We start from the raw sequence: 25,959 nt of genomic DNA on the forward strand, positions 1-25,959 counted from the left end.
GGGCGGGGCAACCGCGCGCGGCCGGGCGGCGTTGCGCGGGGATGACGCAGGCGCTCGCACGCATTGTCCTGTCCGGCCTGTGCGGTCTGGCCGCACCCGCCCTCGCGGCACCGTCGGACACGGTGGCACTCACCCATATCCGCATCATCGACGGGCAGGGGGGCGCGCCGGTCGAGAACGGCACCGTGCTGATCCGCGACGGCCGCATCGTCGCCGCGGGCACGGACGTGGCGATCCCGGGCGGGGCGGAGGTGCACGACCGTGCCGGCGACAGCGTGCTGCCGGGGCTGATCTCCGATCACAGCCATGTCGGTCAGGTGGGGGGCACCGGCACCGGCCCGGTCAACTACACGCGCGAGGCCATCACCGCCGAACTCGCGCAGTATCGCCGTTATGGGGTGACCACCGTCACCGCACTCGGCAACAACCGCCCGCTGTTCGACACGCTGCGCGCCGAGGCGCATGCCGGGACGCTGCCGGCCGATCTCTACGGCGTGGATCAGGGGATCGGCGTGCCGAACGGTGCGCCGCCGCAGAAGATGACGATGAGTGCCGCCGACCAGCTCTTTCGTCCCACCACCCCGGACGAGGCGCGCGCGGCGGTGGACCGGATGGCCGACGAGCACACCGATCTGGTCAAGATCTGGGTGGATGATTTCGCCGGCACGCTGAAGGTGAAGATGCAGCCTGCGATCATCCGCGCCGTGGTTGCCGAGAGCCATCGACGGGGATTGCGCGTCGCGGCCCATATCCACGATCTCGACGATGCGGAGGCGGTGGTCGCCGACGGGGTCGACATCCTCGCCCATGGCGTGCGCGACAGGCCGGTGCCGGCCGATTTCGTCGCCACGCTGAAACGGCGCGGCATCTGGTATATCCCGACGCTCGAACTCGACGAGTCCACCACGGCCTGGGCCGAGCATGCGCCGTGGACGCGCACGGCGTTCGCCCGCGCCGGGCTGTCCGCGCCGCTCGCCGGCGAGATCGACAATCCTGCCTGGGACAGGGCCAACAGCACGGGTCGCAAGGCCGACGAGGCGCGCGCCTCGCTGGCGATGAACCTGCGCAACATCAAGACCCTGCACGATGCGGGGGTGAGGATCGGGTTCGGCACCGATAGCGGCGCGACCCCGCTGCGTGTGCCCGGTGTCGCCGAGCACCGTGAACTCGCCTTGCTGGTGCAGGCCGGGCTGAGCCCGATGCAGGCGATCGGGATCGCCACCGCGCAGGCTGCGGCCCTGCTGGAATTGTCCGATCGCGGGGTGATCGCGCCGGGCCGGCGGGCCGACCTGCTGGTGGTGCATGGCGATCCGTCGCGCGACATCGCGAATGTCGATCGCATCGTCGAGACCTGGGAGAATGGCGCCCGCGAGCGCGGTCCGGGCTGACATTCCGGGTTGGGTTGTCTATATGGCACGGCGATGACCGCGCCCGATGCCAGACGCCGCCGCCTGCTGTTTCGCGCCACCCATCGCGGCACCACCGAAACGGACCGCCTGATCGGCGGCTTCGTCGAGCCGCGTCTGGCGAGCTTCGACGAGGCCGAGCTGGCGGCCCTCGAGGCGCTGATGGAGCTGCCCGACGTCGATCTCGCCGACTGGCTGACCGGCCGCCGCGCGATCCCCGATCTCGATGTGGCACCGCTGCTGCACAGGATGCGCGAGGCCGCGCTCGAACGCGCGGAGCAGGCGAGGGAGGCCGGGCGATGAGCGAGGGCGGCATGAGCGGCGATCGCGGCGCGCCGGTCAGCGAGCTGGTCCATCCGGCGATCGTCTCGCCGGCGGAGCGTATCGCCGAGGCGGAGCGGGCGGCGGCCACCGCCGGCACGATCTGGGGCGTGCCGGAGGGGATGGATGCGCTGCTGCTCGCGCAGCGTCGGGCGGAGCATACCGGCTCGGTGCTGCATGTGGTGCGCGACGACGCCCGTCTGGCGCGGCTGTCGGAGTTGCTCGGCTTCTTCGCCCCCGAACTCGAGATCGTGCGCATTCCGGCCTGGGACTGCCTGCCGTATGACCGCGTCTCGCCCAATCCGGCCCTGGTCGCCGAGCGCGTCGCGGGGCTGACACGGCTGCTGACACCCCCCGACCCCGCGCATCCGCGCATTGTGCTGACCACGATCAATGCGCTGGTGCAGCGCGTGCCGCCGCGCGCCGCCCTGGAGGGCACGTCGCTGACCGTCACCGCCGGCGCCGAGCTCGATGCCGAGCATCTGGTGCATGTGCTGGCGGCGAAAGGCTATACCCGCACCGACACGGTGATGGAGCCGGGCGAGTTCGCCATCCGCGGCGGCATCGTCGACATCTTCCCCTCCGGCGACAGCGAGCCCGTCCGGCTCGACCTGTTCGGCGACGAGGTGGAGGACCTGCGCCGCTTCGATCCCGCCACCCAGCGCAGCACCGGCAAGGTGGAGCGGATCGAACTGCGCCCCGTCTCCGAGATCGCCTTCGACCCGGACAGCATCTCGCGCTTTCGCAGTGCCTGGCGGGAGCATTTCGGTCTCGATTCGACGTCCGATCCGCTCTACGTCTCGGTCTCGGAGGGGCGCCGGCACAATGGTGTCGAGCACTGGCTGGCGTTCTTCCATGACAGCCTCGAGACCCTGCTCGACTACCTGCCTCGCGTGACGATCTCGTTCGATCACCAGTCCGATCAGGTGCTCGAGGCGCGCTTCGAGATGATCGCCGACCATTACGAGGCCCGCCGCGCCCCGGCCCGCGACGGCGAGGTGCCGTATCGGCCGCTGCCGCCGGCACTGTTCTATCTCGATGCCGCGAGTTGGGCGGCGATGCTGGCGCAGCTTCCCGTCTTCCGTTTCAGCCCCTATGCGCGGCCCGACGGCGCGCCCGGCATCGATGTCGGCGGGCGTCCGGGCCCGATCTTCGCGCGCACCGGCGGGCATGCGGAGGTGTTCCCGCAGCTTGCGGCACAGGTGTCGCAATGGGCGGGAGCGAAGCCGCCGCGCGTGAGCCTGGTGACCGCCTGGACGCGCGGCTCGCGCGAGCGCCTCGCGGTGCTGCTGCGCGACCACCGAATCGCCGCACAGATGGTCGAGGACTGGGCGTCGGCGCAGAAGCTGAAGCCAGGCACGGTCGGGCTGGTGGTGCTCGGGCTCGAACGCGGCTTTCTCGCCCGGGGCGGGGCGCCGATCGCGCTGGTGAGCGAACAGGACCTGTTGGGCGAGCGGATCGCGCGGCCGCCGCGCAAGCGCAAGCGCGCCGACCAGTTCATCGCCGAGGCGACCGAGATCGCCGAGGGCGATCTGGTGGTGCATCAGGATTACGGTATCGGGCGCTATGACGGGCTGTCCACGCTGGCCGTCGGCAGTGCTCCGCATGACTGTCTGCGGCTGCTCTACGATGGCGGCGAGAAGCTGTTCCTGCCGGTCGAGAACATCGAGCTGCTGTCGCGGTTCGGCAGCGAGCAGAACGGGGTGGCGCTCGACAAGCTGGGCGGTGCGGGCTGGCAGACGCGGAAAGCGCGCATGAAGCAGCGCATCCAGGACATGGCCGGTGCGCTCATCAAGGTTGCCGCCGCGCGCAAGGTGCGCGAAGCCCCGACGCTCGCACCCGCCGAGGGCAGCTGGGACGAGTTCTGTGCGCGTTTCCCCTTCGCCGAGACCGAGGATCAGGCGCGCGCCATCGCCGACGTGCTGGAGGACATGGCCGCCGGACGGCCGATGGATCGGCTGATCTGCGGCGATGTGGGGTTCGGCAAGACCGAGGTGGCGTTGCGCGCCGCCTTCGTCGCCGCGATGTCGGGCGCGCAGGTGGCGGTGGTGGTGCCGACGACGCTGCTGGCGCGCCAGCACTACCGCACCTTTGCCGCCCGTTTCGAGGGGCTCGGCGTGCACGTCGCGCAGCTCTCGCGCATGGTCACCGCCAAGGATGCGGCGAAGGTCAAGGCGGGTGTCGCCGATGGCAGCGTCAACATCGTCGTCGGCACGCATGCGCTGCTGGCGAAGGGCATCAGTTTTGCCGATCTGGGGCTGCTGATCGTCGACGAGGAGCAGCATTTCGGCGTCGCCCACAAGGAGAAGCTCAAGGCGCTGCGCGAGGACGTGCATGTGCTCACCCTGAGCGCGACCCCGATCCCGCGCACGCTGCAGCTGGCCCTGACCGGGGTGCGGGAGATGAGCATCATCGCCACCCCGCCGACCGACCGGCTCGCGGTGCGCACCTTCATCATGCCGTTCGACCATGTGGTGATCCGCGAGGCGATCCAGCGCGAGCGGTTCCGCGGCGGGCAGATCTTCTGCGTGGTGCCGCGCATCGAGGACATGGGCCGCATGGCCGAGCGCCTGCGCGAGATCGTGCCCGAGGCGCGCATGGTCGAGGCACATGGCCGCCTCGCACCCAGCGAGCTCGAACGGGTGATGACCGAGTTCGGGGATGGGAAGTACGACATCCTGCTGTCGACCAACATCGTCGAGAGCGGTCTCGACATGCCGGCGGTCAACACGCTGATCATCTATCGCGCCGACATGTTCGGCCTCGGGCAACTGTATCAGCTCCGGGGCCGGGTGGGGCGCGGCAAGCAGCGTGGCTATGCATATCTCACCTGGCCGCAGACGCATCGGCTGTCGGCGGCGGCAGAGAAGCGTCTGGAGGTGATGCAGACGCTGGACAATCTGGGTGCGGGCTTCACGCTGGCCTCGCACGACCTCGACCTGCGCGGCGCGGGCAATCTGCTCGGCGACGAGCAGTCCGGCCATATCCGCGAGGTCGGCATCGAGCTGTATCAGCAGATGCTGGAAGATGCGGTCGCCGATCTGCGCCACAGCGACGGCAGGCGCGACCGCGATGCGCGCGACTGGACGCCCAACATCTCGCTGGGTCTGCCGGTGCTGATCCCGGAGACCTATGTGCGCGACCTGCCCGTCCGTCTGGGCCTGTATCGGCGTATCGGAGCGCTGACCTCGGACGCCGAGAGCGAGGCGATCGCCGCCGAGCTGGTCGACCGGTTCGGCAAGTTTCCCGACGAGGTCGACAACCTGCTGCGCGTCGTGGCCCTCAAGCGCCTGTGCCGCGAGGCGGGGGTGGAGAAGCTCGAAGCCGGCCCGAAGGGCATGGTGATCCAGTTCCGCCACAACCGCTTCGACAATCCCGCCGGTCTGGTGGGATGGATCGGCAGCCGGGCGAAGGAGATGCGGCTGCGGCCGGATCACAAGCTGGCGGTAAGCCGGGAGATGACAACGGCGCAGCGGATCGGGCTGGCGCACGAGGTGGTGGGGCATCTCGCGCGGTTGGCAAACACGGGTAAAGGGAACAAGGTGTCCTGACGGGCTTGAAGATACCTTGAGGGCAGACGTGGAGCTGAGTTCGAAGACCGACGCCGAACTTGATCGCTGGATTGCCAATCACGAGGAGCGCAAGCTCACCGAAACGCCTCTGTATCGATCACTGCTGGAAGAACGTGCCCGGCGCAGTCAGCTTACCCATAAGCTGAGGATCGATCGCTCGATGGAACTGCTGAAGAACGCAGCTCTTATGCAGGTTTGTACGACATATGGGGCACTGGCGCAGGCAAGCGACGTACCTTGGTCGTTGGCTCGCCGCCAGATGGATGGTGCCAATGGGCATCTCGATCGTCTGTCAGACCTGTGCCATGCGCGAGGGTTGCCGTTTCTGACGGCGCTCGTCGTCAATCAGCAGGATGTCGAAACAGGCGTATTGAAGGGCGAGGCGCTTCGCGGGTTCATTGCCTGCGCGAGACGTCTCAACCATCTGATCACCGACGAGGTGGCTTTTCATCAAGCGCGTCGAGATGAGTGCTGGGCTTGGGGTCGGGCGCAGACGGGCGATTGAACAGGCGAGGACGTCGCAGGACAACATGACCCAGAGGGGCCGGTTATGCCGCCGCGATCAGGCGTTGAATCGCGGGAAGAAGATCGTGCTGTCGCGCCTGGGCAAGATCGTAGGTGGTCTGCATGCGCATCAGCGTATCAGCGCTCACACCGAGGGCCTGTTCGAGGCGCAAAGCCATATCTGCAGATAAAGATGCGCGACCGCTCAGAATGGCGCTGACTGCCTGACGCGAGACCTTCAAGGCGGCGGCCAGATGGCCGACACGGATGTCAGCAGGCTCGACGATCTCGGTCCGCAGCCAAGGTCCCGGATGAACGGCCAGGGAGCGATGCATCTTAAGAGCCATGATAGTCCTCCAGATCGAGGTCCTCGAGAGCGCCGTTGTCGTTGACGCAAAAGGTCAGCCGCCAGTTTCTCGTCACGGTCATCGACCAATTTCCCACGCGATCGCCCGTCAACGGGTGCAGTCCGTAATTCGGCGGCACATCGAGTTCCTCGAACGATCCTGCCGCGTCGATGAACGCCAGCATCTTGCGTAGACGATCGACGTCACCGACGAGGCCCTTTGAATTGCCGGTGGTGAAGAAGCGGCGCAGGCCTTTATGGCGGATGCTGTCGATGTCCACCGATGGAAAGTATGACTTTCCACCTCTGCCGTCAAGTCATACTTGACGCCGCGGTCATTGCCCTGCCGCTACTGCCCCAGCGATGACCAGTCTCGCGCGCCGCCGCCTGTCGCGATGATCGCGTCCAGCCGGGCGGCCAGCAGGTCGGCCAGCGGCAGGTCGGCACCGTTCGAAGCGGCGATGGCGAGGCCGATATCCTTGCGACCCAGGGTGATCGGGAAGCCGGCGGGCTCGAAGCGGGCTTCGGCGATCATCGGGGCGTAGCTGGCGAAGATGCGGGCGCCGAACTCGGCCTCCAGCAGCAGCGCGACCATCCGTTCCGCGGGCACGCCCTGGGCTGCGACGATGCGCAGTTGCTCGGTGATGATCTCAATGATGCCGCCGATGCCGAAATTGGCGGCGGCCTTGGCGGCGGCGGCCATCGCGGGACGCTCGCCCATCCGGATGGTGCGCGCGCCGATGGCCGACAGCGCCGGGGCGGCGCGGTCGAGATCGGCATCCGCGCCGGCGGCGATCACGCTGAGCTTGCCGGCGGCGGCGACGTCCGGGCGGCCGAGCACCTGGGCGGAGACGAGTTGCTGCCCAGCCTCGGCATGAGCCGCCGCCAGCCGGTCGGTCATCGCCACGGAGACGGTGCTGCAGGACACATGCAGCACGCCGGAACCGGCGGCGAGAATGCCGTGCCCACCGAGGCAGACGGCGTCGAGTGCCGTGTCATCGGCGAGCATCGACAGGACCACGCCGGCACGGGCGGCATCCTTCGGGCTGTCGGCGAGGATCGCGCCGCGCGCGACGAGGGCTGCCGCCTTGGCACTGTCGCGGTTCCAGACCGTGACGCGATGGCCGGCATCGAGCAGCCGTCCCGCCATGCCCGATCCCATCTGACCCAGTCCAATGAAGGCGACATCCATGTCCGGTGCTCCGCGATGAGATCAGGCAGGTGTGAACGCGTCACGATGCGGCTTGTTACGCCGAACACCGATCGGGGGCGGGGGCGTCACCCACGCACGGGTTCAGGCGCCGAAGCGGTAGCCGATTCCGGCTTCGGTTTGCAGGCGTGAGGCTGCCGGGCCGAGCTTGCGGCGGAGGTGGCCGATATAGACGCGGAGATACTGCACGTCCTCGGCATGGCCGGGACCCCAGGTGGCGGCGAGGAGCTGGCGGTGGGTGAGCACGCGGCCGGCGTTGCGGGCGAGGACGGCGATGAGCGCGAATTCGCGCGGGGTGAGCGGGATTTCGGCGCCGTCGATGCTCAGGCGGTGGGCGGCGAAATCGAGGTCTAGGCCGGAGACGGACAGGGTCTGCGGGGCCGCGTCGGCGTGGCGGGTGTGGCGCAGCGCGGTGCGCAGGCGGGCGAGGAGCTCGCCGACACTGAAGGGTTTCTCGACATAGTCGTCCGCACCCGCGTCGAGGGCGGCGATCTTCTCGCCGTCCTGGTCGCGGGCGGAGAGGATCAGGATCGGCACCCGGGTGAAGCCGCGCAGTTCGGCGAGCGCTTGATGGCCGTCGAGGTCGGGCAGGCCGAGATCGAGCAGGATCAGTTCCGGCGCGAGGTTGGCCGCGAGGTGCAGGCCGTCGCGGGCGGTGTCGGCGCGTGAGATGCGGTAGCCGGCGGCCTCGAGCGCGGGACGCAGGAAGCGGTGGATCTGCGGCTCGTCGTCGATGACGAGGATATGCGTGCCCAAGGCATCGGTGGTCATGCGTCGGTGGTCATGAGTCGGGGGTCATGCGGCCAGTGGCAGGGTGAGGGTGATGGTCAGGCCGGCCGCGCCGTCGCGGGGCAGGTCGGGGCGCGGGGAGGTGGCGGAGATGGTGCCGCCCATCGCTTCCACCATGCCGCGCGCGATGGCAAGCCCCAGCCCGGTGCCGGACGGGCCGCGATCGCCGCGCTGGGCGCGAAAGAAGCTGTCGAACAGGTAAGGCAGCGCGGCGGGCGCGACGCCGATGCCCTCGTCGGCGATCTCGATGCGGGCGAGCGCGCCGTCGGCGCGGGCGCGCAGGGCGATCGGGCTGCCGGGGCTGGAGAACTTCACCGCATTGTCGAGCACGTTGACCAGAACCTGCTCCAGCAGCGTCGCGTCGGCCAGCACGCTCAGCCCGGCCGGGCAGGAAATGGCGGTCGCCCAGGCGCCCGGCACGCGCGCGGCGGCTGCCTCGGCGGCATCGGCCAGCAGCAGCGGCGCGAGACGCGGGCGGATCTGGCCGCTTTCCAGCCGGGTGAGGTCGACGATATTGGCGAGGAACTTCGTGATCCGGGTGGTCTCGTCCTCGATCACGCCGAGCAGGTCGCCGCGCGTGGCGTCATCGAGCGAGGCGGTGTGATGCAGCGTCTCGGCCGCGCCCCGGATCGAGGTCAGCGGCGTGCGCAGATCGTGGCTGAGCGAGTTCAGCAGCGCGGTGCGCAAGGATTGCGTCTCCTCCATCGCGGTGGCGCGCGCGGCGAGCGCGGCGAGGCGCAGCCGGTCGAGCGCGATCGTCGCCTGGCCGACCAGCGTGCTCGCGGCCTGCAGCGCGGGCTCCGGCAGGCTGGCGGCGTCGCCGCTGCGGATGCCGACCACGCCGAGCACCGTGTCGTTGGTCTGCATCGGCAGGAAACGCCAGCCGACCGAGGGCAGGGTGGCGGTGCCGCTGCCGGTCTCCACCCCGTTCGCCCCGCTCCAGCGCGCCGCCGCCTCGGCACCCTCGTCGAGCGCGGGACCGGTCGGCGCGCGGGCGGCCAGACGCAGCCCCGCATCGCCCGGCGTGGCGGTCAGCACCACCGCCTCGCCGGCGATGGCGGCGGCCTGGGCGGCGATCTCCTCGATCAGCGCTTTCTCGCTGGCGGGGATGGCGAGCCGGCGGCTGAAGGCGCCGATGCGGCGCAGGCTGTCGATCCGCGCCTGTCCGGCACGCGCCTCGCGTCGCACCCGCCCGGCGAGGATGCCGGTGATCGAGGCGACGGCAAAGAACACGATCAACCCGATCAGATCATGCGGGTTGGCGATGGTGATGGTGTGGACCGGCGGGATGAAGAAGAAGTCCCACAGCAGGAATCCGGCGCAGGCCGCACTGAGCGCGAGCCGCAGGCCGTGCAGGCTGGCGGCGGCCACCACCACGGCGAGGAAGATCATCCCCATCGCCTCCTGCGGGATCAGCCGGTCGAGCTGGAGGCCGAGCAGGGTCACCGCGGCGAGCGCGATGGCCGCCGCCGCCCAGGGGCGCCAGTCCGGCGTTGCCGCGCGCTGTCGTGGTCGCGGGGGTGCGGGCAGGGTCGGCACCACATGCACCGCGAACGGCCCCGCATGGCGCAGCAGCGCGCGGGCGAGGTTGCGCCGTCCCGGACGCCAGCGGCGCATCGCGGCTCCCTGCGGCTGGCCGACGACGATCTGGGTGATGCGGCGGCTGGCGGCGACGTCGAGGGCGACGGCGAGCAGGTCGTGCCCCGAGCGCGTCTCGGTCTCCGCCCCCAGCCTGGCGGCGAGCGGCAGCGACACCCGGCGCCGCGGTGCCTCGGCCGCGTGTTCGACATGCAGCGCCAGCCACGGTGCGTGCAGCGCGTCGGCGAGCTGCTTGGCCTGCCGCACCACCGCCTCGCCGGCCGCATCCGGGCCGATCAGGGCGAGGATGCGCTCCGCCGCCGGCCATGGCCCGCTGACCGCGTTGGCCGTCATCCAGTCGGTGAGGCTCTCGTCGACATGGGCGGCGGTGCGGCGCAGCGCGATCTCGCGCAGGGCGGTCAGCGTGCCTTCGCGGAAATAGCCGTCGAGTGCGCGCTGTACGGCATCGGGGCGGTAGATCTGGCCCGCGCGCAGACGCTCGCGCAGGATCTCGGGCGGCAGGTCGATCAGCTCGACCTCGTCGGCCTCCTCCAGCACGCAATCCGGCAGCGTCTCGCGCACCCGCACCCCGGTGATGCGGAAGATGTCATCGTTGAGGCTTTCGAGATGCTGGACGTTCAGCGTCGTCCACACGTCCAGCCCGGCGGCGCGCAGTTCGGCGACATCCTCCCAGCGCTTCGCATGCCGGCTGCCCGGGGCGTTGGAATGGGCGAGTTCATCGACCAGCAGGATGGCCGGCCGCCGGGCCAGGGCGGCATCGACATCGAGTTCCTGTGCCGCCCGCCCGCCATCGCGCGTCTCGCGCGCCGCCAGCATCGGCAGTTCGCCGAGCTGGGCGAGCGTGCCGGCGCGGCCATGCGTCTCGATGATGCCGCCGAGCACGTCGACGCCTTCGGCGCGCAGCCGTCGTGCCTCGGCCAGCATCTTCCAGGTCTTGCCGACGCCGGGTGCGGCGCCGAGAAAGATCTTCAGCCGCCCGCGCGACGTCGCGTCAGGGGTGGTTGGCAAATGTCTTGATCCAGTCGGCGATCATCTGCGGCACCGCCGGGTCCATGGTGGGCCCGATCTGCGCATATTCGGACGGCATGCCCGTGGTTGCGGGCTGCAGCAGGTGATTGAGCCCGTCGCGCTCGACGACCCTGGCCTGCGGGTCGGCGGCCAGGGCCTGGCGCAGCGCCGGCAGCGTGGCGGAGGGCACCACCTGCACATCACGGCTGCCGGCGATGGCGAGGACGGGGATGCGCAGCTTCGACAGTGCGGGGCGTGGATCGCTGCGCAGGAACGATGCGAACCACGGCGAGGCGGCGGTTTGGGTCGCCGTCGCGATCGCGGCCTGCGGCGCGCCCTGCGCGCTGAGCAGGCTGCGCACGGCGTCCGCCGCCGCCGCCGGTGTGGGCGCGGCAAGTTCCGCCTCCAGCAGGCGTTTCTCCTGTGCGGCGGCGTGGTCGGCCGCCTGCGGCCCCGCGCCTGCGCCGAGGGCCAGCGCATGCACCTGGGCGACCAGTGTCTCCGCGCCGCTCAGTGCCGGCGACGACAGCAGCACGACGAAGCGCACCTCGCCGTCGGCAGCGCCGAGTTCGGCGGCGATGATGCCGCCTTCACTGTGGCCGAGCAGGCCGACCGCGCCGGGCGCGATGCCGGGCTGCGTCCGCAGCGTCGCGAATGCCGCCTTCGCGTCCGCGGTCAGGGCAGCCTCCGTCGTCGTGGCATGGTCGCCGCCGGAGTCGCCGACGCCGCGCTTGTCGTAGCGCAGCGAGGCGATGCCGGCCCGGGCCAGGCGGTCGGCGAGAAACAGGAACGGTCGGTGTCCGGCCACCGCCTCGTCGCGCGTCTGCCGGCCCGATCCGGCGATCAGCAGCACCGCCGGAAACGGGCCCGCCCCGCGCGGGAGGTCCAGCGTGGCGGCCAGCGTGATGCCGCCGGCGGCCGGGATGGTGAGGTCGCGTGTCTCGTAGGGGAAGGGCGGCGTCGGCGTGTCGGCCGCCGCCTTCACCGTGCCGCGCTCGAAATGGGCCTTCAGCGTCGCGCCGTGCTGCACGAAGGGGCCGTCCAGCACGTCGCCCGCGGTTTCGGTGGGCGAGAAGGTCGCGCCGATCGACGGCAGGCGGAGGATCACCGCGCCATGAGCGTCCTCGATCGTGGCGGGGATCGCCGCATTGCCCTGTGCGGGGCTGTGCAGCACCGCCCCGCCGGGCGCGATGTCGAGCGTCAGCGGCAGGGATGCGCCGGAGGGCAGGGTGAGCTGGCCCTGCCAGTTACCGTCGGGCCAGGGGGCGGCGGCGGTGAGACCCAGGGCGAGCGGGGCGATCAGCAGGCGGCGCATCTCAGATCCTTCTTTTTCTGAAGAAAAAGAAGCAAAAAGACTTCTGTCCGTTTTCCTTGGTAACGGATGAAAGTTCTTTGGTTCTTTCTTTCAAGAAAGAACATCTACCCCTTCATCGCATCGAGCGCGAGATTGAGCCGCAGCACGTTGACGCGCGGCTCGCCGAAGATGCCCAGAAACGGCCCCCGCACGGAGCGCGCCACCAGCGTCGCCACCTGCTCGGCCGGCAGGTGGCGGGCGGCGGCGACGCGGGCGACCTGATCGCGGGCGTTGGCCGGCGAGATGTCGGGGTCGAGACCGGAGCCCGAGGTGGTCAGCGCATCGGCCGGCACCTCATGGCGGCCGGCGATGTCGGTGCGGACGCGGTCGATCAGCGCCTTCGAGGTCGGGCCGAGATTGGAGGCGGAGGAATTGTCGGCGTTGTAGGGCGCGGGCGAGGTGGCGGACGGGCGGGGGTGGAAATAGTCCGGTCGGGCGAAGGTCTGACCGATCAGCGCCGAGCCGATCACATGGCCGTCGCGCTCGATCAGCGAGCCCTGCGCCTGGGAGGGGGCGATCAGACCGGCGGCGCCGACGAAGCCGAGCGGCAGGACGAAGCCGAGGGCCAGGGTGGAGACACCGACCAGCGTGAGCGCGGGCCGGATCTGGGCGAGGACGGTCATGTCAGGCGGCTCCGATGGCGACGAGGACGAGGTCGATCAGCTTGATGCCGATGAACGGCGCGATCAGCCCGCCCAGCCCGTAGATCAGCAGATTGCGGCGCAGCAGCGCACTCGCGCCGGTCGCGCGGAAGCGCACGCCGCGGAGCGCGAGCGGCACCAGGGCGACGATGATCAGGGCGTTGAAGATCACCGCCGAGAGGATCGCACTCTGCGGGGTGTGCAGGCGCATGATGTTGAGGGCGGCGAGGCCGGGATAGGTGGCGGCGAAGATCGCCGGCAGGATCGCGAAGTATTTGGAGACGTCGTTGGCGATCGAGAAGGTGGTGAGGCTGCCGCGGGTGATGAGCAGCTGCTTGCCGATCTCGACGACCTCGATCAGCTTGGTCGGGTCGGAGTCGAGATCGACCATGTTGCCGGCCTCGCGCGCGGCCTGGGTGCCGGTCTGCATCGCCACCCCGACATCGGCCTGGGCCAGCGCAGGGGCGTCGTTGGTGCCGTCGCCGCACATCGCCACCAGCCGGCCGGCTTCCTGCTCGCGGCGGATATAGGCGAGCTTGTCCTGCGGGGTGGCCTGGGCGAGGAAATCGTCCACGCCAGCCTCGGCGGCGATGGCGGCGGCGGTGGTGCGGTTGTCGCCGGTGATCATCACCGTGCGGATGCCCATCCGGCGCAGGGCGGCGAAGCGCTCGCGGATGCCCGGCTTGACGGTGTCCTTGAGCTCGATGATGCCGAGCAGGCGGTTGTCTTCCATGACCGCCAGCGGCGTCGCCCCCAGCCGCGCGATGCGCTCGACCTCGGCGCGGAACGCGTCGGTCGCCTGGCCGGGGACGAGTTCGAGGATGCTGTCGACCGCGCCCTTGCGCCAGACGCGATCGTGCAGGTCGATGCCGCTGACCCGCGTGTTGGCCGAGAACGGCACGATCACCGCGTCGGGGTCGAGGTCGAAGGCCACGCCGTGGGCGTCGCGGGCCAGCGTGACCACCGAGCGGCCTTCGGGGGTCTCGTCGCCGAGCGAGGCGAGGGCGGCGGCCTGGGCGAGGCTGCGCGGGTCGACGCCCGCGATCGGGTGAAAGCCGGCCGCCATGCGGTTGCCGAAGGTGATGGTGCCGGTCTTGTCGAGCAGCAGCATGTCGATGTCGCCGGCCGCCTCGACGGCGCGGCCGGAGGTGGCGATCACGTTGAAGCGCACCAGACGGTCCATGCCGGCGATGCCGATCGCCGAGAGCAGGCCGCCGATCGTGGTCGGGATCAGGGTGACCAGCAGGGCGGCGAGCACCACCACCGACGGCACGTGGCCGGAGTAGCGCGCGAGGCCCACCAGGGTGACGACGGCGATCAGGAAGATGATGGTCAGGCCGGCGAGCAGGATGTCGAGCGCGATCTCGTTGGGCGTCTTGCGCCGCGACGCGCCTTCCACCAGTGCGATCATCTGCTCGATGAAGGTGTGGCCGGGTTCAGCGGTGATGCGCACCACCAGCCAGTCGGAGATCACCTGCGTGCCGCCGGTGACGGCCGAGCGGTCGCCGCCGGCCTCGCGGATCACCGGGGCGCTCTCGCCGGTGATGGCACTTTCATCGACGCTGGCCTGGCCCTCGACGACCTCGCCATCCGACGGGATCAGGTCGCCGGCGCGCACCAGCACCAGCGCGTCGCGCCTCAGTGTCGCGGCCGGCACCTCGGTGAAGCGGGTGCGGTCGGCGGGATCGTCGAGCAGACGCGCGACGAGGTCGGAGCGGGTGCGGCGCAGTGTTTCGGCGCGCGCGCGGCCGCGGCCTTCGGCGACGGCTTCGGCGAAGGTGGCGAACAGCACCGTCAGCCACAGCCACAGCGCGATCGAGATCGCGAAGGTCGGGCTGTGGCCGTCGATCAGATCGTGGATCGCCAGCACGCTGACCAGCAGGGCGACGATCTCGGTGACGAAGATCACCGGGTTGCGGATCAGGGCGGCGGGGTTGAGCTTGGCGAACGCGTCGAGGCCGGCGCGGCGCAGGATGCGCGGGTCGAACAGGCCGATCGGCGCCGCCTCCAGGGTCTGGGTGGTCATGGCTGTGGGTCTCTGTTCAGTAGGTCTGGCCGGCGAGCATCGCGAACTGCTCCGCGAGCGGACCGAGCGAGAGGGCGGGGAGGAACTGCAGCCCGCCCAGGATCAGGATGTTGATCGCCAGCAGGGTGGCGAACAGCACGCCATGGGTGGGGAAGGTGCCCGCGCTGGCGGCGAGTTTCGGCTTGGCGGCGAGGCTGCCGGCGATCGCCAGCACCGGCACCAGATAGGCGAAGCGGCCGAGCAGCATGGCGATGCCGAGCCCGTAATCGAGCAGCGGCGTGTCGGCCGACAGCCCTGCGAAGGCGGAGCCGTTGTTGGCCGCCGACGAGGTCCAGGCGTAGAGCATCTCGCTCAGGCCGTGCGGGCCGGCATTGGCCAGCGAGCCCAGGCCGGAGGCGGTGCACAGCGAGATCGCGGTGCCGCCGAGGATCGCGAGCGGCAGGATCAGCACCGCCAGCATGGCCAGCTTGATCTCGCGCGCCTCGACCTTCTTGCCGAGATATTCGGGCGTGCGGCCGACCATCAGCCCGGCGATAAACACCGTCAGCAGCACGAACACCAGCATGCCATACAGGCCCGAGCCGACGCCGCCGGGGATCACCTCGCCGAGCTGCATCAGCACCAGCGTCACCATGCCGCCGAGCGGGGTGAGGCTGTCATGGGCGGCGATCACCGCGCCGGTGGAGGTGGCGGTGGTCGAGGCGGTGAACAGCGACGACAGCGGGATGCCGAAACGCACCTCCTTGCCTTCCATGTTGCCGCCCGGCAGGCCGAGCGCGTGCAGCAGCGGATTGCCGGCGGCTTCGGCGGCGTAGAGCGCGAGGGTGAACGCCGCGAGCAGGATCGCCATGGTGATCATCAGTGCGAGCCCGTCGCGCGGGCGGCCGACGATGCGGCCGAAGGCGATCGGCATCGCGAATCCGATCGCCAGCAGCGACCAGTTCTCGAGGATGTTGCTGATCGCGGACGGGTTCTCGAACGGATGCGCCGAGTTGGCATTGAAGAAGCCGCCGCCATTGGTGCCGAGCAGCTTGATCGCTTCCTGGAAGGCGACGGGGCCGAGCGCGATGGTCTGTTTCGCGCCTTCCAGCGTGATGGCGTCCACCGAGCCGGCCAGCGTCTGGGGTACGCCGAGCGCGATCAGCACGATGGTGACGACGAGGGCGAGCGGCAGCAGCACGTAGAGGGTGATTCGGGTCAGGTCGACCCAGAAATTGCCCAGATCGCCGGTGCCGGCGCGGGCGAAGGCACGCGCGACGGCGCCGGCGGCGGCGATGCCGGCGGCGGCGGAGAGGAAGTTGTGCACCGTCAGGCCGAACATCTGCGCGCCGTTCGACAGCGCGGCCTCGCCCGAATAGGCCTGCCAGTTGGTGTTGGTCACGAAGCTGATCGCCGTGTTGAAGGCGAGTTTCGGCGACATCCCCGCGAAGCCCTGCGGGTTGAACGGCAGCCAGTACTGCAGCCGCAGGATCGCGTAGAGCAGTGCGAAGTGCACGGCACTGAGCACCAGCAGGGCGATGGCATAGCTCTTCCAGCCCATGCCGCGCTCGGGGTCGATGCCGCCGGCGCGGTAGAGCGCGCGTTCGACGGGGGCCAGCGCCAGCCGCCGCCCGCCGAGCACGGTGGCGATCCAGGCGCCAAGCGGAAACGCCGCGGCGAGTACCGCGGCGAGCACGAGTGCGATCTGCACCCAGCCGATGAGGGTCATGGGAGGCGCTCTTTCAGAGGCTTTCGGGTCTGAGCAGCGCCCAGACGAGATAGACGAGCAGGCAGGCGGACACGCAGCCGCCGAGGACGAGATCGAAGGTCGCCATCGTCGTCACACCCGCTCGCACAGCGCGGCATAGGCCGCCATCAACATGATTCCGCCTGCGCCGAGCAGCAGGGCGATGAGGTCCGGCACCGATGAGGTCTCCAAGCGATCGTTCGCGATCAGCAAAGACCTGTCCGGCATAAAGACGCGATGTGCCGCCCGGCCTGCTTACATAAAGACGGCATAAAAACCGCGCTCAGATGCCGATCGGCAGCGACAGCCGCTCTTCGAGCGGCAGCAGGCGGATGACGGCGGCGGTCACGGCATGCGGCGTGAGTGGCGGATGGCCCTCGATGCGCGGGGCGCGGGCATCCGGGGTCGCCAGCAGGTATTCGGCATGGCGCAGGGCCGCGGCTCCGACAGCCACGGCGCGTTCGAGGATCATGCCTCCGATGAGATGCGGCGCGGTGGCGACCAGGGTGAAGGCGGCACATTCCTTGGCGGCGGTCCAGAGGCGGAATCCGTCGCGCCCGGTGCCGCCGGGCAGCCTGGCGGCCAGCACCATGCAGGTCTTGATGTCGGTGAGATACAGCGAGACATCCGGCGGCGAGACGCAGCCTTCGACGAAGGCCTCGACGAACGGGTTGCGCCCGGTGGCGCGTGCCCAGGCCTCGAGGCGCAGCAGCACCTCGCCGCGCCTGGCAAGCCATTCGGGCTCGACGGTACGCGGCGCGCGCGTGGCCTGGGCGATGAAGCGCGCCGCGCCGGAGGCGACGGTGCGGTCGAGAGGCGATTCGTGAGCGGCAAGGCCGTCGGCGTCATCCTCGACCAGGTCATAGAGCAGTTTGCGATAGCGACTGCGGATGGTGGGAAAATCCCGCACCGCCGCCTCGATCAGCTCCTGACGTGAGGGCGGGGGCGCGGTCGCTGACAGGCACCCGGCGGGGGGCGGCCCCGCGCCATGCGCGGTCCGGAGGCGGCGCCAGGCCACGATCCGGCCGTTGACGGTCTCGATCAGCGTGTCGAGCCCGGGGATGCCGGCCAGCGAGGCCCGCGCGGCATAGTCCTGAGCCTGGCGGGCGAGGTCGCGGGTGGTGGCGCCGGGTTCCCGGTCGAGCAGATGCTCATCCTGCAGGATGGACAGGAAGGCCAGCTTGCCGATGTGGCGTTCCTCGGCATTTCGCCATAGCTCGAAGGCATTGGCGATCCCGTGGCGGCGCAGCCACATCTCCGCCTCGCCGGTCGCGGGCACGGGCGCGGGCGGAGTCTCGGGGGCGGTCGTGGCGGTGCGACGGGTTCGAAAAAGCGGCATCTCGCCGCGACTATCCGCTCGCACCCTTAATCATTTGCGAATGCCGGCCGCGATTCGCTGCTGGTGGTCACGAGGTCGTCCATGGGCCCGGCTTCGCATGCCGCGGCTCGATCGTGGTGCCGTCCCGGCCTCAGCGGATCGGCAGCGGCACGTTGTTGACGAACAGCACGCCCTGTTGCCACTGCAGGTCCCAGGCGAGGCGGTCGCCTTCCTGACGCGCGGCAAGGCGGGCGAGATACAACCCGGTGCGCAGCTTGATCAGTCCGGCCTCGCTGGCGGCGGCGATTGCGCCGTCGAAATCGGTCGCGGTCAGCTTGCCGCTGAAACTGCCCTGTTGCGGCGTGGCGCCGACCGCACCGTGGCCGGCGAGGTCGAACCGGGCCGTGCCCAGCGCGAGCAGGCCGGAGGACAGGGTGAACGGCACCGTCTCGCCCGACCCGAGCCCGCCGCCGAGCGTGCTGGCGATGCGGTCGGCGGGGCCCGACACCTTCAGGTCGAGCGATTGCGGCGACGGCACCTTCATGCCGGGGATCGGTTTCGCCGGCGCGATGCCGTGCAGGCCGAGTGTCGCCTGGACCAGCGCGCCATGGCGTTCGGCATGCATGGCGAGATTGCCGATGCGGGTGCCGTTGCCGCCGGCGCGCACGGTCGCCCCCGACCAGACGAAATCGTAGGCGCCGCCGTCGAGCAGCGCGGTCTGAAGCTTGCGGCCGGCCGCTTCCAGGACCGCTGACGGACAGGCGAGGGCGCTGTGCGGGTGGGCGGCCTGTTGTGCCTGCTGCAGCAGGGCGGCGGCGGCGGCGATCGCGGCGTCGCGCAGCGCGTCTGCGTCCAGCCCGCCGCGCACCTGCGACAGGCTCATGCCGGCGGCGTCGAGATCGGGGGCGCCGGGGCCGGCCTCGAGGGCGAGATGGAAGCCGCGCGCGGCGAATGCGCGCGCACCCGGCTGCACCGAGCTCGCGGTGGCGTGCACGCACATGCCGAGCGGGCCGGTGTCGACCGTGGCCGCCGCCGCGGCGTGCCCGGCGCCGAGCAGCAGGGCATACAATATGGGCGCGATCGCGGTCCGGCGGCGCAAGCGGGGGATGGTCGGGGCGGGCGCACTCATCGTTCGAGCGTGGCGCAAGCGCCACCGGCTGGCAATCGCAGCCCGATCGGCGCTATCTGGCCCGGCATCGGCAAGGCGAGCAGTGGAGGCCCGTTCCAGCGTGAAGATCGACCCGTTCATCCTCGCCTTGCTCGCGACATTGTGTGTCGCGGTCGTGGTGCCCTGTCATGGCGCGGCGGTGCCGGCCTTCAACGCGCTCGCCACCGTGCTGATCGCGATGATGTTCTTCCTGCAGGGGGCGAAGCTGTCGCGGGCGGCGGTGGTGGAGGGGCTGCGGCACTGGCGGCTGCAGGGGCTGATCCTGCTGTCCACCTTCGCGCTGTTCCCGCTGGTCGGTCTCGCGATGCGCGCCGGGCTGCGCATCGCCGTGCCGGGCGCGCTGAGCGAGGAGAGCTGGACCGGGCTGCTGTTTCTCTGCGCGCTGCCCTCGACGGTGCAGTCCTCGATCGCCTTCACCTCGATCGCCCGCGGCAATGTCGCGGCCGCGGTCTGCGCGGCCACCGCGTCGAACATCCTCGGCCTGTTCATCACCCCGCTCCTGGTCGGGCTGCTGCTGGGCCGGCACGGGGCGGTGTCGGCCGATGCGGTGGTCGGCATCGTGCTGCAGCTGCTGGTGCCGTTCATCGCCGGGCAGATCCTGCAGCCCTGGATCGGCGGCTGGGTGGCGCGTCACAAGAAGCTGATCACCTTCTCCGATCGCGGCTCGATCCTGGTGGTGGTCTACACCGCATTCAGTGCCGCGATCACAGGCGGGCTGTGGCACATCCTGTCGCCGGCGGCGCTGCTGTGGATCGTCGGCGTCGATCTGTCTCTGCTCGCCCTGGTGCTGCTGCTCACCTGGGGGCTGGCGCGCGCGGGCGGGTTCTCGCGCGAGGACGAGATCGCGATCCAGTTCTGCGGGTCGAAGAAGTCGCTCGCCACCGGGGTGCCGATGGCCAAGGTGCTGTTCGCCGGCTCGACGGCGGGGCTGATCGTGATTCCGCTGATGATCTTTCATCAGGTGCAGTTGCTGGCCTGCGCGGCCCTCGCGCGGCGCTACGCGGCGCGTCCGGCCGATATCGCGTCCGCCGGCCGGGCTTGATCCGGGGCGGGGCTGCCGAGCTCTGCGACGTCGAGCAGACGCTCGATCGCCGGCTCGTCCTGCGCGCCGGCGATGGCCAGCCCGTCTTCCGTGACCAGGCAGGGGATGCCGTTGATGCCGAGTGCGGCATTGGCCTGGGCGCGCATCTGCACGTGATCGGCGGCTTCGCGCCCGCGCAGCAGCACCGCGCGGGCGGCGTTGGGGTCGAGCCCGTGCATGGCGGCGATTTCGGCCAGCACCGACGGCAGCGACAGGTCGAGCCCGCGTTCGAAATGCGCCGTCGACAGCGACAGCACCAGCCCCGCCAGATGGTCGGGCGTCGTGCGGCACGACGACGCCCACTCGATCAGCCGGTGAGCGGCGATGGTGGAGGGCACGCGCTGGATGCGGTCGAAACGGAAGCCGACGCCCTCGCCGCGGCCGAGCGCGCTGACCGTGCGTTCCATGCGGCGGGCGCGCTCGGCGGTGCCGTATTTCTGTCTCGCATATTCGACATAGGCCATGCCGAGCCGGGGCATCTCGGCATGCAGCAGAAACGGCTCCCAGACGATCGACCAGGGCCGTCCGCGTCGCGACAGCACCCGCAACAACCGACAGATCGCCAGGCGCGACCACGGACATATCAGATCGTGCAGCACCGACAGATGCAGGACCCGGTCCGGTCCGGCGACGGACGCATCCGGGCGGCACGCCGACCCGATCGGGGGTACGGGCGCGGCGATGTCGGCTTCGTCGGGGCGAACGCATGCATTCACGGATGCCATCCTACGCGACAATCCCGCTAAGGTGAGCCCGAAAAATGCTTGATCAGACCCGGACCCCGATCCTGCGCGCGCCTCTCCCGACGGCCAGCCGGCCCGCCGGGCGCGTGCTGCGCCGCGTCGCCTGGTGCGAGCCGGCCGAGGCCTTCGTGGTGGCCCGGCGCGTGGCCCCCTCGGGGCTGAGTTTCCTCGACAGCGCCGATGCGCCGGGGCCACGCAGCCGCTGGAGCTATCTGGCCCTCGATCCGGAGCTGCGGCTGGTGGCCGAGGACCCGTCCGAGGCACCCGCGCGTCTGGCGGCGCTCGCCGGATGGCTGGCCGAGCGCGCCCGTCCGCCCGATCCCGCCGCACCGCCCTTCACCGGCGGGGCGGTGGGGCTGATCGGCTACGATGCGGCCTGCGCCCTGCACGGGTTGCGCTCGCGGCATCCGTCCGGCGAGCTGCCGGCGCTGCATGTCGGCCTCTATGACCGCGTGATCGCCTTTGACCGGCTGGCGCGGGAGGTCTGGATCGCCGCACCCGACCGGGCGGCGGCGGGGTGGCTCGAGGCGCTGCTGGAGGACGCGCGTGGGTCCGTGACAGAGCCCGCGAGCGTCGACAGGCTCGACTGGACGGCGGTTACCACGCCCGCACGCCATCGCGCGGCGGTGGCGGAGATCGTCGAGGCGATCGCGGCGGGTGCGCTGTTCCAGGCCAACTACACCACCGCCCATCGCGCGCCGCGTCCACCCGGGCTCGACCTCACCGCGCTGTATCTGCGCCTGCGCGGGTCGCTGGCCGCACCGTTCTCGGCCTTCGTCGATCTCGGCGGGGTGGGCGAGACTGCGCGCGCGCTGCTCAGCGCCTCGCCGGAACGCTTCCTGCGTCTCGATGCGGACGGCCGGGTCGAGGCGCGGCCGATCAAGGGGACGGCCGCACGCCTCTCCGACCCGCGCGCCGACGCCGCGGCCGCGGCCGCGCTTGCCGCGAGCGACAAGGACCGCGCCGAGAACCTGATGATCGTCGATCTGATGCGCAACGACCTCGCCCGGGTGGCGCGGATCGGCAGTGTGCGGGTGCCGCAGCTCAATGCGGTGGAATCGTTCGCCGCCGTGCATCACCTGGTGTCGTGCGTGACCGCCGAGCTGGCGCCGGGATGTGGCGCGGTCGACCTGCTGCGCGCCTGCCTGCCCGGCGGTTCGATCACCGGGGCGCCCAAGCGGGCCGCGATGCAGCTCATCGACCGGGTGGAGAACCGCGCCCGCGACGCCTATTGCGGCAGCGTGGTGCGGATCGGCGATGACGGGGCGATGGACAGCAGCATCGTCATCCGCAGCCTCGGCGTCGGCGAGCACTGGCTCGGCGCCGATGCGGGTGGTGGCATCACCGCCGGGTCCGACCCGCAGGCCGAGTACGACGAGGCGCAGCTCAAGCTCGCGCGGCTGATCGCGCCGTGAGGGTCTGGCTGAACGGGGCGCTGGTCGCGGCGGCCGAGGCGCGCGTCGATCCGGCCGATCGCGGCCTGCTGCTGGGCGACGGGGTGTTCGAGACGCTGCGCGTGGCGGAGGGGCGGATCGCGCATCTCGGCCGCCATCTGGCCCGGCTGCGGGGGGCGGCGGCATTCTTCGCCATGGCGTGTCCGGAGGCGGCGACCCTGGCCGGGGGGCTGGAGGCGCTGCGCGCGGCCGAGGCGCTGGTGGAAGGGTCGCTGCGGCTCACGCTCACCCGTGGCCCGGCGCCGCGCGGCGTGCTGCCGCCGGCGGCAACGCGCCCGACCGTGTTGATCACCGCGGCCCACGGCCTGCCGGCGGCCGCCGGCGGGTTGCGGCTGTGCATCGCGCGGTCGACGCGGCGCAATGCGTTCTCGCCGACCGCGCGCTTCAAGACGCTGAACTATCTCGATGGCATCGTCGCCCGGCGCGAGGCGCAGCAACTGGGGTGCGACGATGCGCTGCTGCGCAACACCGAGGGACGGCTCGCGGAGGCGACGGCGGCCAACCTGTTGTGGCGGGACCGCGACGGGGCGTGGTTCACGCCGCCGGTCGGCGACGGCGCGCTGCCGGGGATCCGCCGCGCGGTGCTGGTCGAACGCGGTCTGGTCGCAGAGCGGGGGCTCGACGATCCGGCGGCGATCACGTCGGCGATGCTGTGCAGCAGCCTCGCCGTGCTGGAGGTGGCGGCGCTCGGCGCGCGTGCGCTGGCACCGGATGCGGCGGCGCTGGCGCGCTTCCGCGAGGCAAGCGATCAGTCCTGATTTTGGCCCGGGACCTGGCTGGTCCCCACCTGTTCGAGGGATTGCGTCATGCCGCCCATCGACTGGGTCATGCTGCCCGGGGCGAGGCTCTGCTGGGCGGACGCACCGGTCGGGGTGGTTTCCATCGGCCTGGGCCGCCAGAAGGCGTTGGCGATGTCGTCGTGCAGGAACATCAGCTGCCGCTGCACCCAGTCGAGGAATTCATGCAGGCCGCGGATGATGATCTGCTCGATGGTCTGGTCGGCCAGGGCGGCGCGCAGCTCGTCGAGCCGTTCGAGGCAGCCCTCGGACCCGCGCAGGCTGTAATCGGTGCGCAGCTGGTTCAGCGCGCCGTAGACCTGTCGCAGCGTGAGCACGAGAGAGCGCGGGAAGGCGTTGTTGAGCAGCAGGAAGCCGGCGACCGAGGCCGGGTTGAAGGCGCCCTGCGGCATCGCGCGGCGGAAGGCGTGATAGCCGGCCGCCGCCCGCAGCACGGCGTTCCACTGGCTGTGATCGGCGGCCGAGCCGATCGCCGCGTCGCCCGGCAGCAGGGTGTGATACTTGATGTCGACCAGCCGCGTGGTCTGGTCGCCGCGCTCGAGATACTTGCCGATCGTGTAGAAATACCAGCCCTGGTCGCGGTAGAACGTGCCTTCGGTGATGCCCCAGTGCGTCTGGCACTGCTGCTTGAGCATCGCGCACAGGCCGGAGATGTTGGCGGCTCCGATATCGGCCGGGCGGAGCTGGCGCACGGTGTTGGTGAAGACGTTGATGTGGCTCCACATCTCGGTCGAGATCAGCGGCCGCAGGGTGCGGGCGTTCTCGCGCGCGACCATGATCATCGAGGCGATCGAGGTCGGGTTGTCGCGGTCGAGCACGTAGAAATCGCTGACCGAGCGGGCATCCGCATGCGCGTAGCGCTCGAAGAAGCGCTCCTCGTCGGCGTTGATCTGCACCACCGAGCGCCAGGCATTGCCGGCCGCACCGGTGCGGCTGAAGGTCTCGGTGACGTCGATGACGCGGGCGAGATTCTCGATCCGCTCCATGTAGCGGGCCAGCCAGACGATGCTCTGGGCATAGCGCGACAGCAGATGCAGCGGGCGGTCCGACACGAATGCAACCCCTTCCTTCACGCCAGCACCCAGGTGTCCTTGGAGCCGCCACCCTGTGAGGAGTTCACCACCAGCGATCCCTTGCGCAACGCCACCCGCGACAGGCCGCCGGGCAGCACCCAGGTCGATTTGCCGGTGATGGCGAACGGGCGCAGGTCGACATGGCGCGGCTCGATGCCGTCCTCGCACAGGGTGGGCGACACCGACAGCTTGATGACCGGCTGGCTGATGTAGTTGGCCGGATCGGCCTTCAGCCGGCCCCGGAAATCGTCGAGCTCGGCGCTCGAGGCGTGCGGGCCGATCAGCAGCCCGTAGCCGCCCGATTCGCCCACCGGCTTGACCACCAGCTCGGCGAGGTGGTCGAGCGTATAGGCCAGCCCCTCCGGCTCGCGGCAGATATGGGTGGGCACGTTGTCGAGGATCGCGTCCTCGTCGAGATAGTAGCGGATGATGCGCGGCATGTAGGCGTAGATCGCCTTGTCGTCGGCCACCCCGGTGCCAACCGCGTTGGCGATCACCACCTGGCCTCGCCGCCAGGCTTCCATCAACCCGCGCACGCCAAGCTGGCTGTCGGGACGGAACACGTCGGGGTCGAGGAAGTCGTCGTTGAGCCGGCGATAGATCGCATCCACCCGTCGCGGGCCGGCGACGGTGCGCATGTAGACGCGGTGCTCGTCGACGAAGAGGTCGTTGCCCTCGACCAGCGGCACGCCCATCTCGCGGGCGAGGAACACATGCTCGAAATAGGCCGAGTTGTAGATGCCCGGCGAGAGCAGCACGACCTGGGGCTCGTCGTAGCCGCGCCGCGCCGTCTCCGGCACCAGCTCGGCCAGGGCTGCGCGCAACTGGGGGCCATAGGCGTCGACGCTGCGCAGCTTGGCGTCGCCGATCAGGTCCGGCAGCACGCGCAGCATCATGTGGCGGTTCTCGATGACGTAGGACACGCCCGACGGCGTGCGCGCATTGTCCTCCAGCACCAGGAAGCGGCCGTTCTCGTCGCGCACCAGGTCGGTGCCGTTGACGTGCACATACACCCCGCCCGGCACGTCGAGACCGACCATTTCGGGGCGGAAATTGGCGTTTCCGGTTACCAGGTCGGCCGGCACGACGCCGTCGCGCAGGATCTTCTGGTCATGATAGATGTCGTGCAGGAACAGGTTCAGCGCCGCGACGCGCTGCTTGACGCCGCGCTCGACATGCGACCATTCGCGCGCCGAAATGATGCGCGGGATGAGGTCGAACGGCAGGATGCGGTCGATCGAATCCTTCTCCGAGTAGACGGTGAAGGTGATGCCGAGATTGAACAGCTCGGCCTCCGCCCAGGCCGCGCGGCGGCGCAGCTCGGCGATGTCCATCCCCGACAACCGCTCGCGGATCGCCGCCACCGCCGCATCCGAGGAGACGCTGCCATTGGCGATTTCGCAGAAAAATCCTCCCGGATCGTAACTCGACAGCAGGTCCGGATGGCGGGTGCCGCTGGCAGGAGCAGGGGACTCGCCCGTGTCGGGGGACTGCGGATGCTGGGCCAGGGGAGGGCGCCTTTCGCTTGGGTTCGCGGGCGGGTGCGGCCGGCTGGAGCGACCTGTCCCCGATGGAAGTCTGTCTGGTGAAACTCTTTTATCCAATGTTTACCCTTTTTGGGAAGAATGCCCCTCGCAGATATGAGGCAACGACATTTTCCCAGCGTCGAGACAGGCTGCGCGGAACACGCACGAGACGCGACATCGGGGCGGCGTTTCGGTTGCGAACATTGTCGGTTGTGCCATCATTGGGCACGGGAAGGTGCGTGAGTGCCATGCAGCCCGACGCCCGGATCAGAGGGGTAACAGGTGAGCGACAGCGTC

The 25,959-nt window shown here is 70.3% G+C and carries 22 protein-coding genes; 7 read left to right on the plus strand and 15 right to left on the minus strand.

Annotation, left to right across the window (positions count from 1 at the left end; genetic code table 11):
- The first annotated feature begins 41 nt into the window (after window positions 1-41).
- The 4 genes from FHR90_RS09030 to FHR90_RS09045 all read left to right on the plus strand — a co-directional run bounded on the left by FHR90_RS09030 (window position 42) and on the right by FHR90_RS09045 (window position 5,804).
- Window positions 42-1,388, plus strand: coding sequence for an amidohydrolase family protein (locus FHR90_RS09030; RefSeq protein ID WP_176625569.1), 1,347 nt, complete (start codon window positions 42-44; stop codon window positions 1,386-1,388).
- Window positions 1,389-1,421: 33 nt separating this feature from the next.
- A complete protein-coding gene (locus tag FHR90_RS09035; protein WP_176625567.1) occupies window positions 1,422-1,709 on the plus strand; it encodes an FAD assembly factor SdhE in 288 nt (95 codons plus the stop codon).
- 80 nt (window positions 1,710-1,789) lie between these two features.
- On the plus strand, window positions 1,790-5,278 hold the full coding sequence (mfd, locus tag FHR90_RS09040) for a transcription-repair coupling factor (protein WP_408871433.1): 3,489 nt from the start codon (window positions 1,790-1,792) through the stop codon (window positions 5,276-5,278).
- A 28-nt stretch (window positions 5,279-5,306) separates the two neighbouring features.
- Window positions 5,307-5,804, plus strand: a complete 498-nt coding sequence (locus FHR90_RS09045) for a hypothetical protein (RefSeq protein ID WP_176625093.1) — start codon at window positions 5,307-5,309, stop codon at window positions 5,802-5,804.
- Between the two features lie 43 nt (window positions 5,805-5,847).
- Here the strand turns inward: FHR90_RS09045 and FHR90_RS09050 are convergent, their stop codons facing one another.
- The 12 genes from FHR90_RS09050 to FHR90_RS09105 form a co-directional block, all read right to left on the minus strand.
- Window positions 5,848-6,150 (minus strand): HigA family addiction module antitoxin, encoded by a 303-nt coding sequence (locus tag FHR90_RS09050; protein ID WP_176625091.1) that lies wholly within the window; start codon window positions 6,148-6,150, stop codon window positions 5,848-5,850.
- Window positions 6,140-6,430, minus strand: coding sequence for a type II toxin-antitoxin system RelE/ParE family toxin (locus FHR90_RS09055; protein WP_176625089.1), 291 nt, complete (start codon window positions 6,428-6,430; stop codon window positions 6,140-6,142). The genes FHR90_RS09050 and FHR90_RS09055 overlap by 11 nt, the downstream gene beginning before the upstream one ends.
- 68 nt (window positions 6,431-6,498) lie before the next feature.
- Window positions 6,499-7,341, minus strand: coding sequence for an NAD(P)-dependent oxidoreductase (locus tag FHR90_RS09060; protein ID WP_183275082.1), 843 nt, complete (start codon window positions 7,339-7,341; stop codon window positions 6,499-6,501).
- Between the two features lie 102 nt (window positions 7,342-7,443).
- Complete coding sequence (locus FHR90_RS09065; RefSeq protein WP_176626645.1) at window positions 7,444-8,130, minus strand: response regulator; 687 nt, start codon at window positions 8,128-8,130, stop codon at window positions 7,444-7,446.
- A 24-nt stretch (window positions 8,131-8,154) separates the two neighbouring features.
- Complete coding sequence (locus FHR90_RS09070) at window positions 8,155-10,755, minus strand: sensor histidine kinase (protein WP_183275083.1); 2,601 nt, start codon at window positions 10,753-10,755, stop codon at window positions 8,155-8,157.
- Window positions 10,739-12,070 carry an alpha/beta hydrolase family protein gene (locus FHR90_RS09075; RefSeq protein WP_183275084.1) on the minus strand — a complete coding sequence of 444 codons (1,332 nt, stop codon included), beginning with the start codon at window positions 12,068-12,070 and terminating at the stop codon, window positions 10,739-10,741. Before FHR90_RS09075 ends, FHR90_RS09070 begins: the two co-directional genes overlap by 17 nt.
- Window positions 12,071-12,174: 104 nt before the next feature.
- The gene (kdpC, locus tag FHR90_RS09080) at window positions 12,175-12,732 is read right to left on the minus strand and encodes a potassium-transporting ATPase subunit KdpC (protein WP_183275085.1); all 558 of its coding nucleotides are present in this window, start codon (window positions 12,730-12,732) and stop codon (window positions 12,175-12,177) included.
- A 1-nt stretch (window position 12,733) separates the two neighbouring features.
- Window positions 12,734-14,776: a potassium-transporting ATPase subunit KdpB gene (kdpB, locus tag FHR90_RS09085; protein ID WP_183275086.1), complete on the minus strand. Its 2,043-nt coding sequence runs from the start codon at window positions 14,774-14,776 to the stop codon at window positions 12,734-12,736.
- Between the two features lie 16 nt (window positions 14,777-14,792).
- Complete coding sequence (gene kdpA, locus FHR90_RS09090) at window positions 14,793-16,484, minus strand: potassium-transporting ATPase subunit KdpA (protein ID WP_176624387.1); 1,692 nt, start codon at window positions 16,482-16,484, stop codon at window positions 14,793-14,795.
- 13 nt (window positions 16,485-16,497) lie between these two features.
- Window positions 16,498-16,590, minus strand: a complete 93-nt coding sequence (gene kdpF, locus FHR90_RS09095) for a K(+)-transporting ATPase subunit F (RefSeq protein WP_176624385.1) — start codon at window positions 16,588-16,590, stop codon at window positions 16,498-16,500.
- A 195-nt stretch (window positions 16,591-16,785) separates the two neighbouring features.
- Window positions 16,786-17,841 (minus strand): hypothetical protein, encoded by a 1,056-nt coding sequence (locus FHR90_RS09100; RefSeq protein ID WP_183275087.1) that lies wholly within the window; start codon window positions 17,839-17,841, stop codon window positions 16,786-16,788.
- A 130-nt stretch (window positions 17,842-17,971) separates the two neighbouring features.
- Window positions 17,972-18,949, minus strand: coding sequence for a hypothetical protein (locus tag FHR90_RS09105; RefSeq protein ID WP_183275088.1), 978 nt, complete (start codon window positions 18,947-18,949; stop codon window positions 17,972-17,974).
- A gap of 100 nt (window positions 18,950-19,049) precedes the next feature.
- Between FHR90_RS09105 and FHR90_RS09110 the strand changes: the two genes are divergently transcribed.
- Window positions 19,050-20,030, plus strand: coding sequence for a bile acid:sodium symporter family protein (locus FHR90_RS09110; protein WP_266152783.1), 981 nt, complete (start codon window positions 19,050-19,052; stop codon window positions 20,028-20,030).
- Here FHR90_RS09110 and FHR90_RS09115 read toward each other — a convergent pair.
- A complete protein-coding gene (locus FHR90_RS09115) occupies window positions 19,985-20,785 on the minus strand; it encodes a DsbA family protein (protein ID WP_176626094.1) in 801 nt (266 codons plus the stop codon). The genes FHR90_RS09110 and FHR90_RS09115 overlap by 46 nt on opposite strands.
- A gap of 44 nt (window positions 20,786-20,829) precedes the next feature.
- Between FHR90_RS09115 and FHR90_RS09120 the strand changes: the two genes are divergently transcribed.
- Together FHR90_RS09120 and FHR90_RS09125 are read left to right on the plus strand one after the other, a co-directional pair.
- Window positions 20,830-22,227, plus strand: a complete 1,398-nt coding sequence (locus FHR90_RS09120) for an anthranilate synthase component I family protein (RefSeq protein ID WP_183275089.1) — start codon at window positions 20,830-20,832, stop codon at window positions 22,225-22,227.
- The gene (locus tag FHR90_RS09125) at window positions 22,224-23,024 is read left to right on the plus strand and encodes an aminotransferase class IV (protein WP_183275090.1); all 801 of its coding nucleotides are present in this window, start codon (window positions 22,224-22,226) and stop codon (window positions 23,022-23,024) included. Before FHR90_RS09120 ends, FHR90_RS09125 begins: the two co-directional genes overlap by 4 nt.
- Here FHR90_RS09125 and FHR90_RS09130 read toward each other — a convergent pair.
- Together FHR90_RS09130 and FHR90_RS09135 are read right to left on the minus strand one after the other, a co-directional pair.
- Window positions 23,015-24,115, minus strand: a complete 1,101-nt coding sequence (locus FHR90_RS09130; RefSeq protein WP_266152782.1) for an alpha-E domain-containing protein — start codon at window positions 24,113-24,115, stop codon at window positions 23,015-23,017. The two genes, FHR90_RS09125 and FHR90_RS09130, sit on opposite strands and share 10 nt — an antisense overlap.
- Window positions 24,116-24,132: 17 nt before the next feature.
- Window positions 24,133-25,572: a circularly permuted type 2 ATP-grasp protein gene (locus tag FHR90_RS09135; protein ID WP_246330159.1), complete on the minus strand. Its 1,440-nt coding sequence runs from the start codon at window positions 25,570-25,572 to the stop codon at window positions 24,133-24,135.
- Between the last annotated feature and the right edge of the window lie 387 nt (window positions 25,573-25,959).

The organism is Endobacter medicaginis (assembly GCF_014192375.1).
GTDB classification, from domain to species: domain Bacteria; phylum Pseudomonadota; class Alphaproteobacteria; order Acetobacterales; family Acetobacteraceae; genus Endobacter; species Endobacter medicaginis.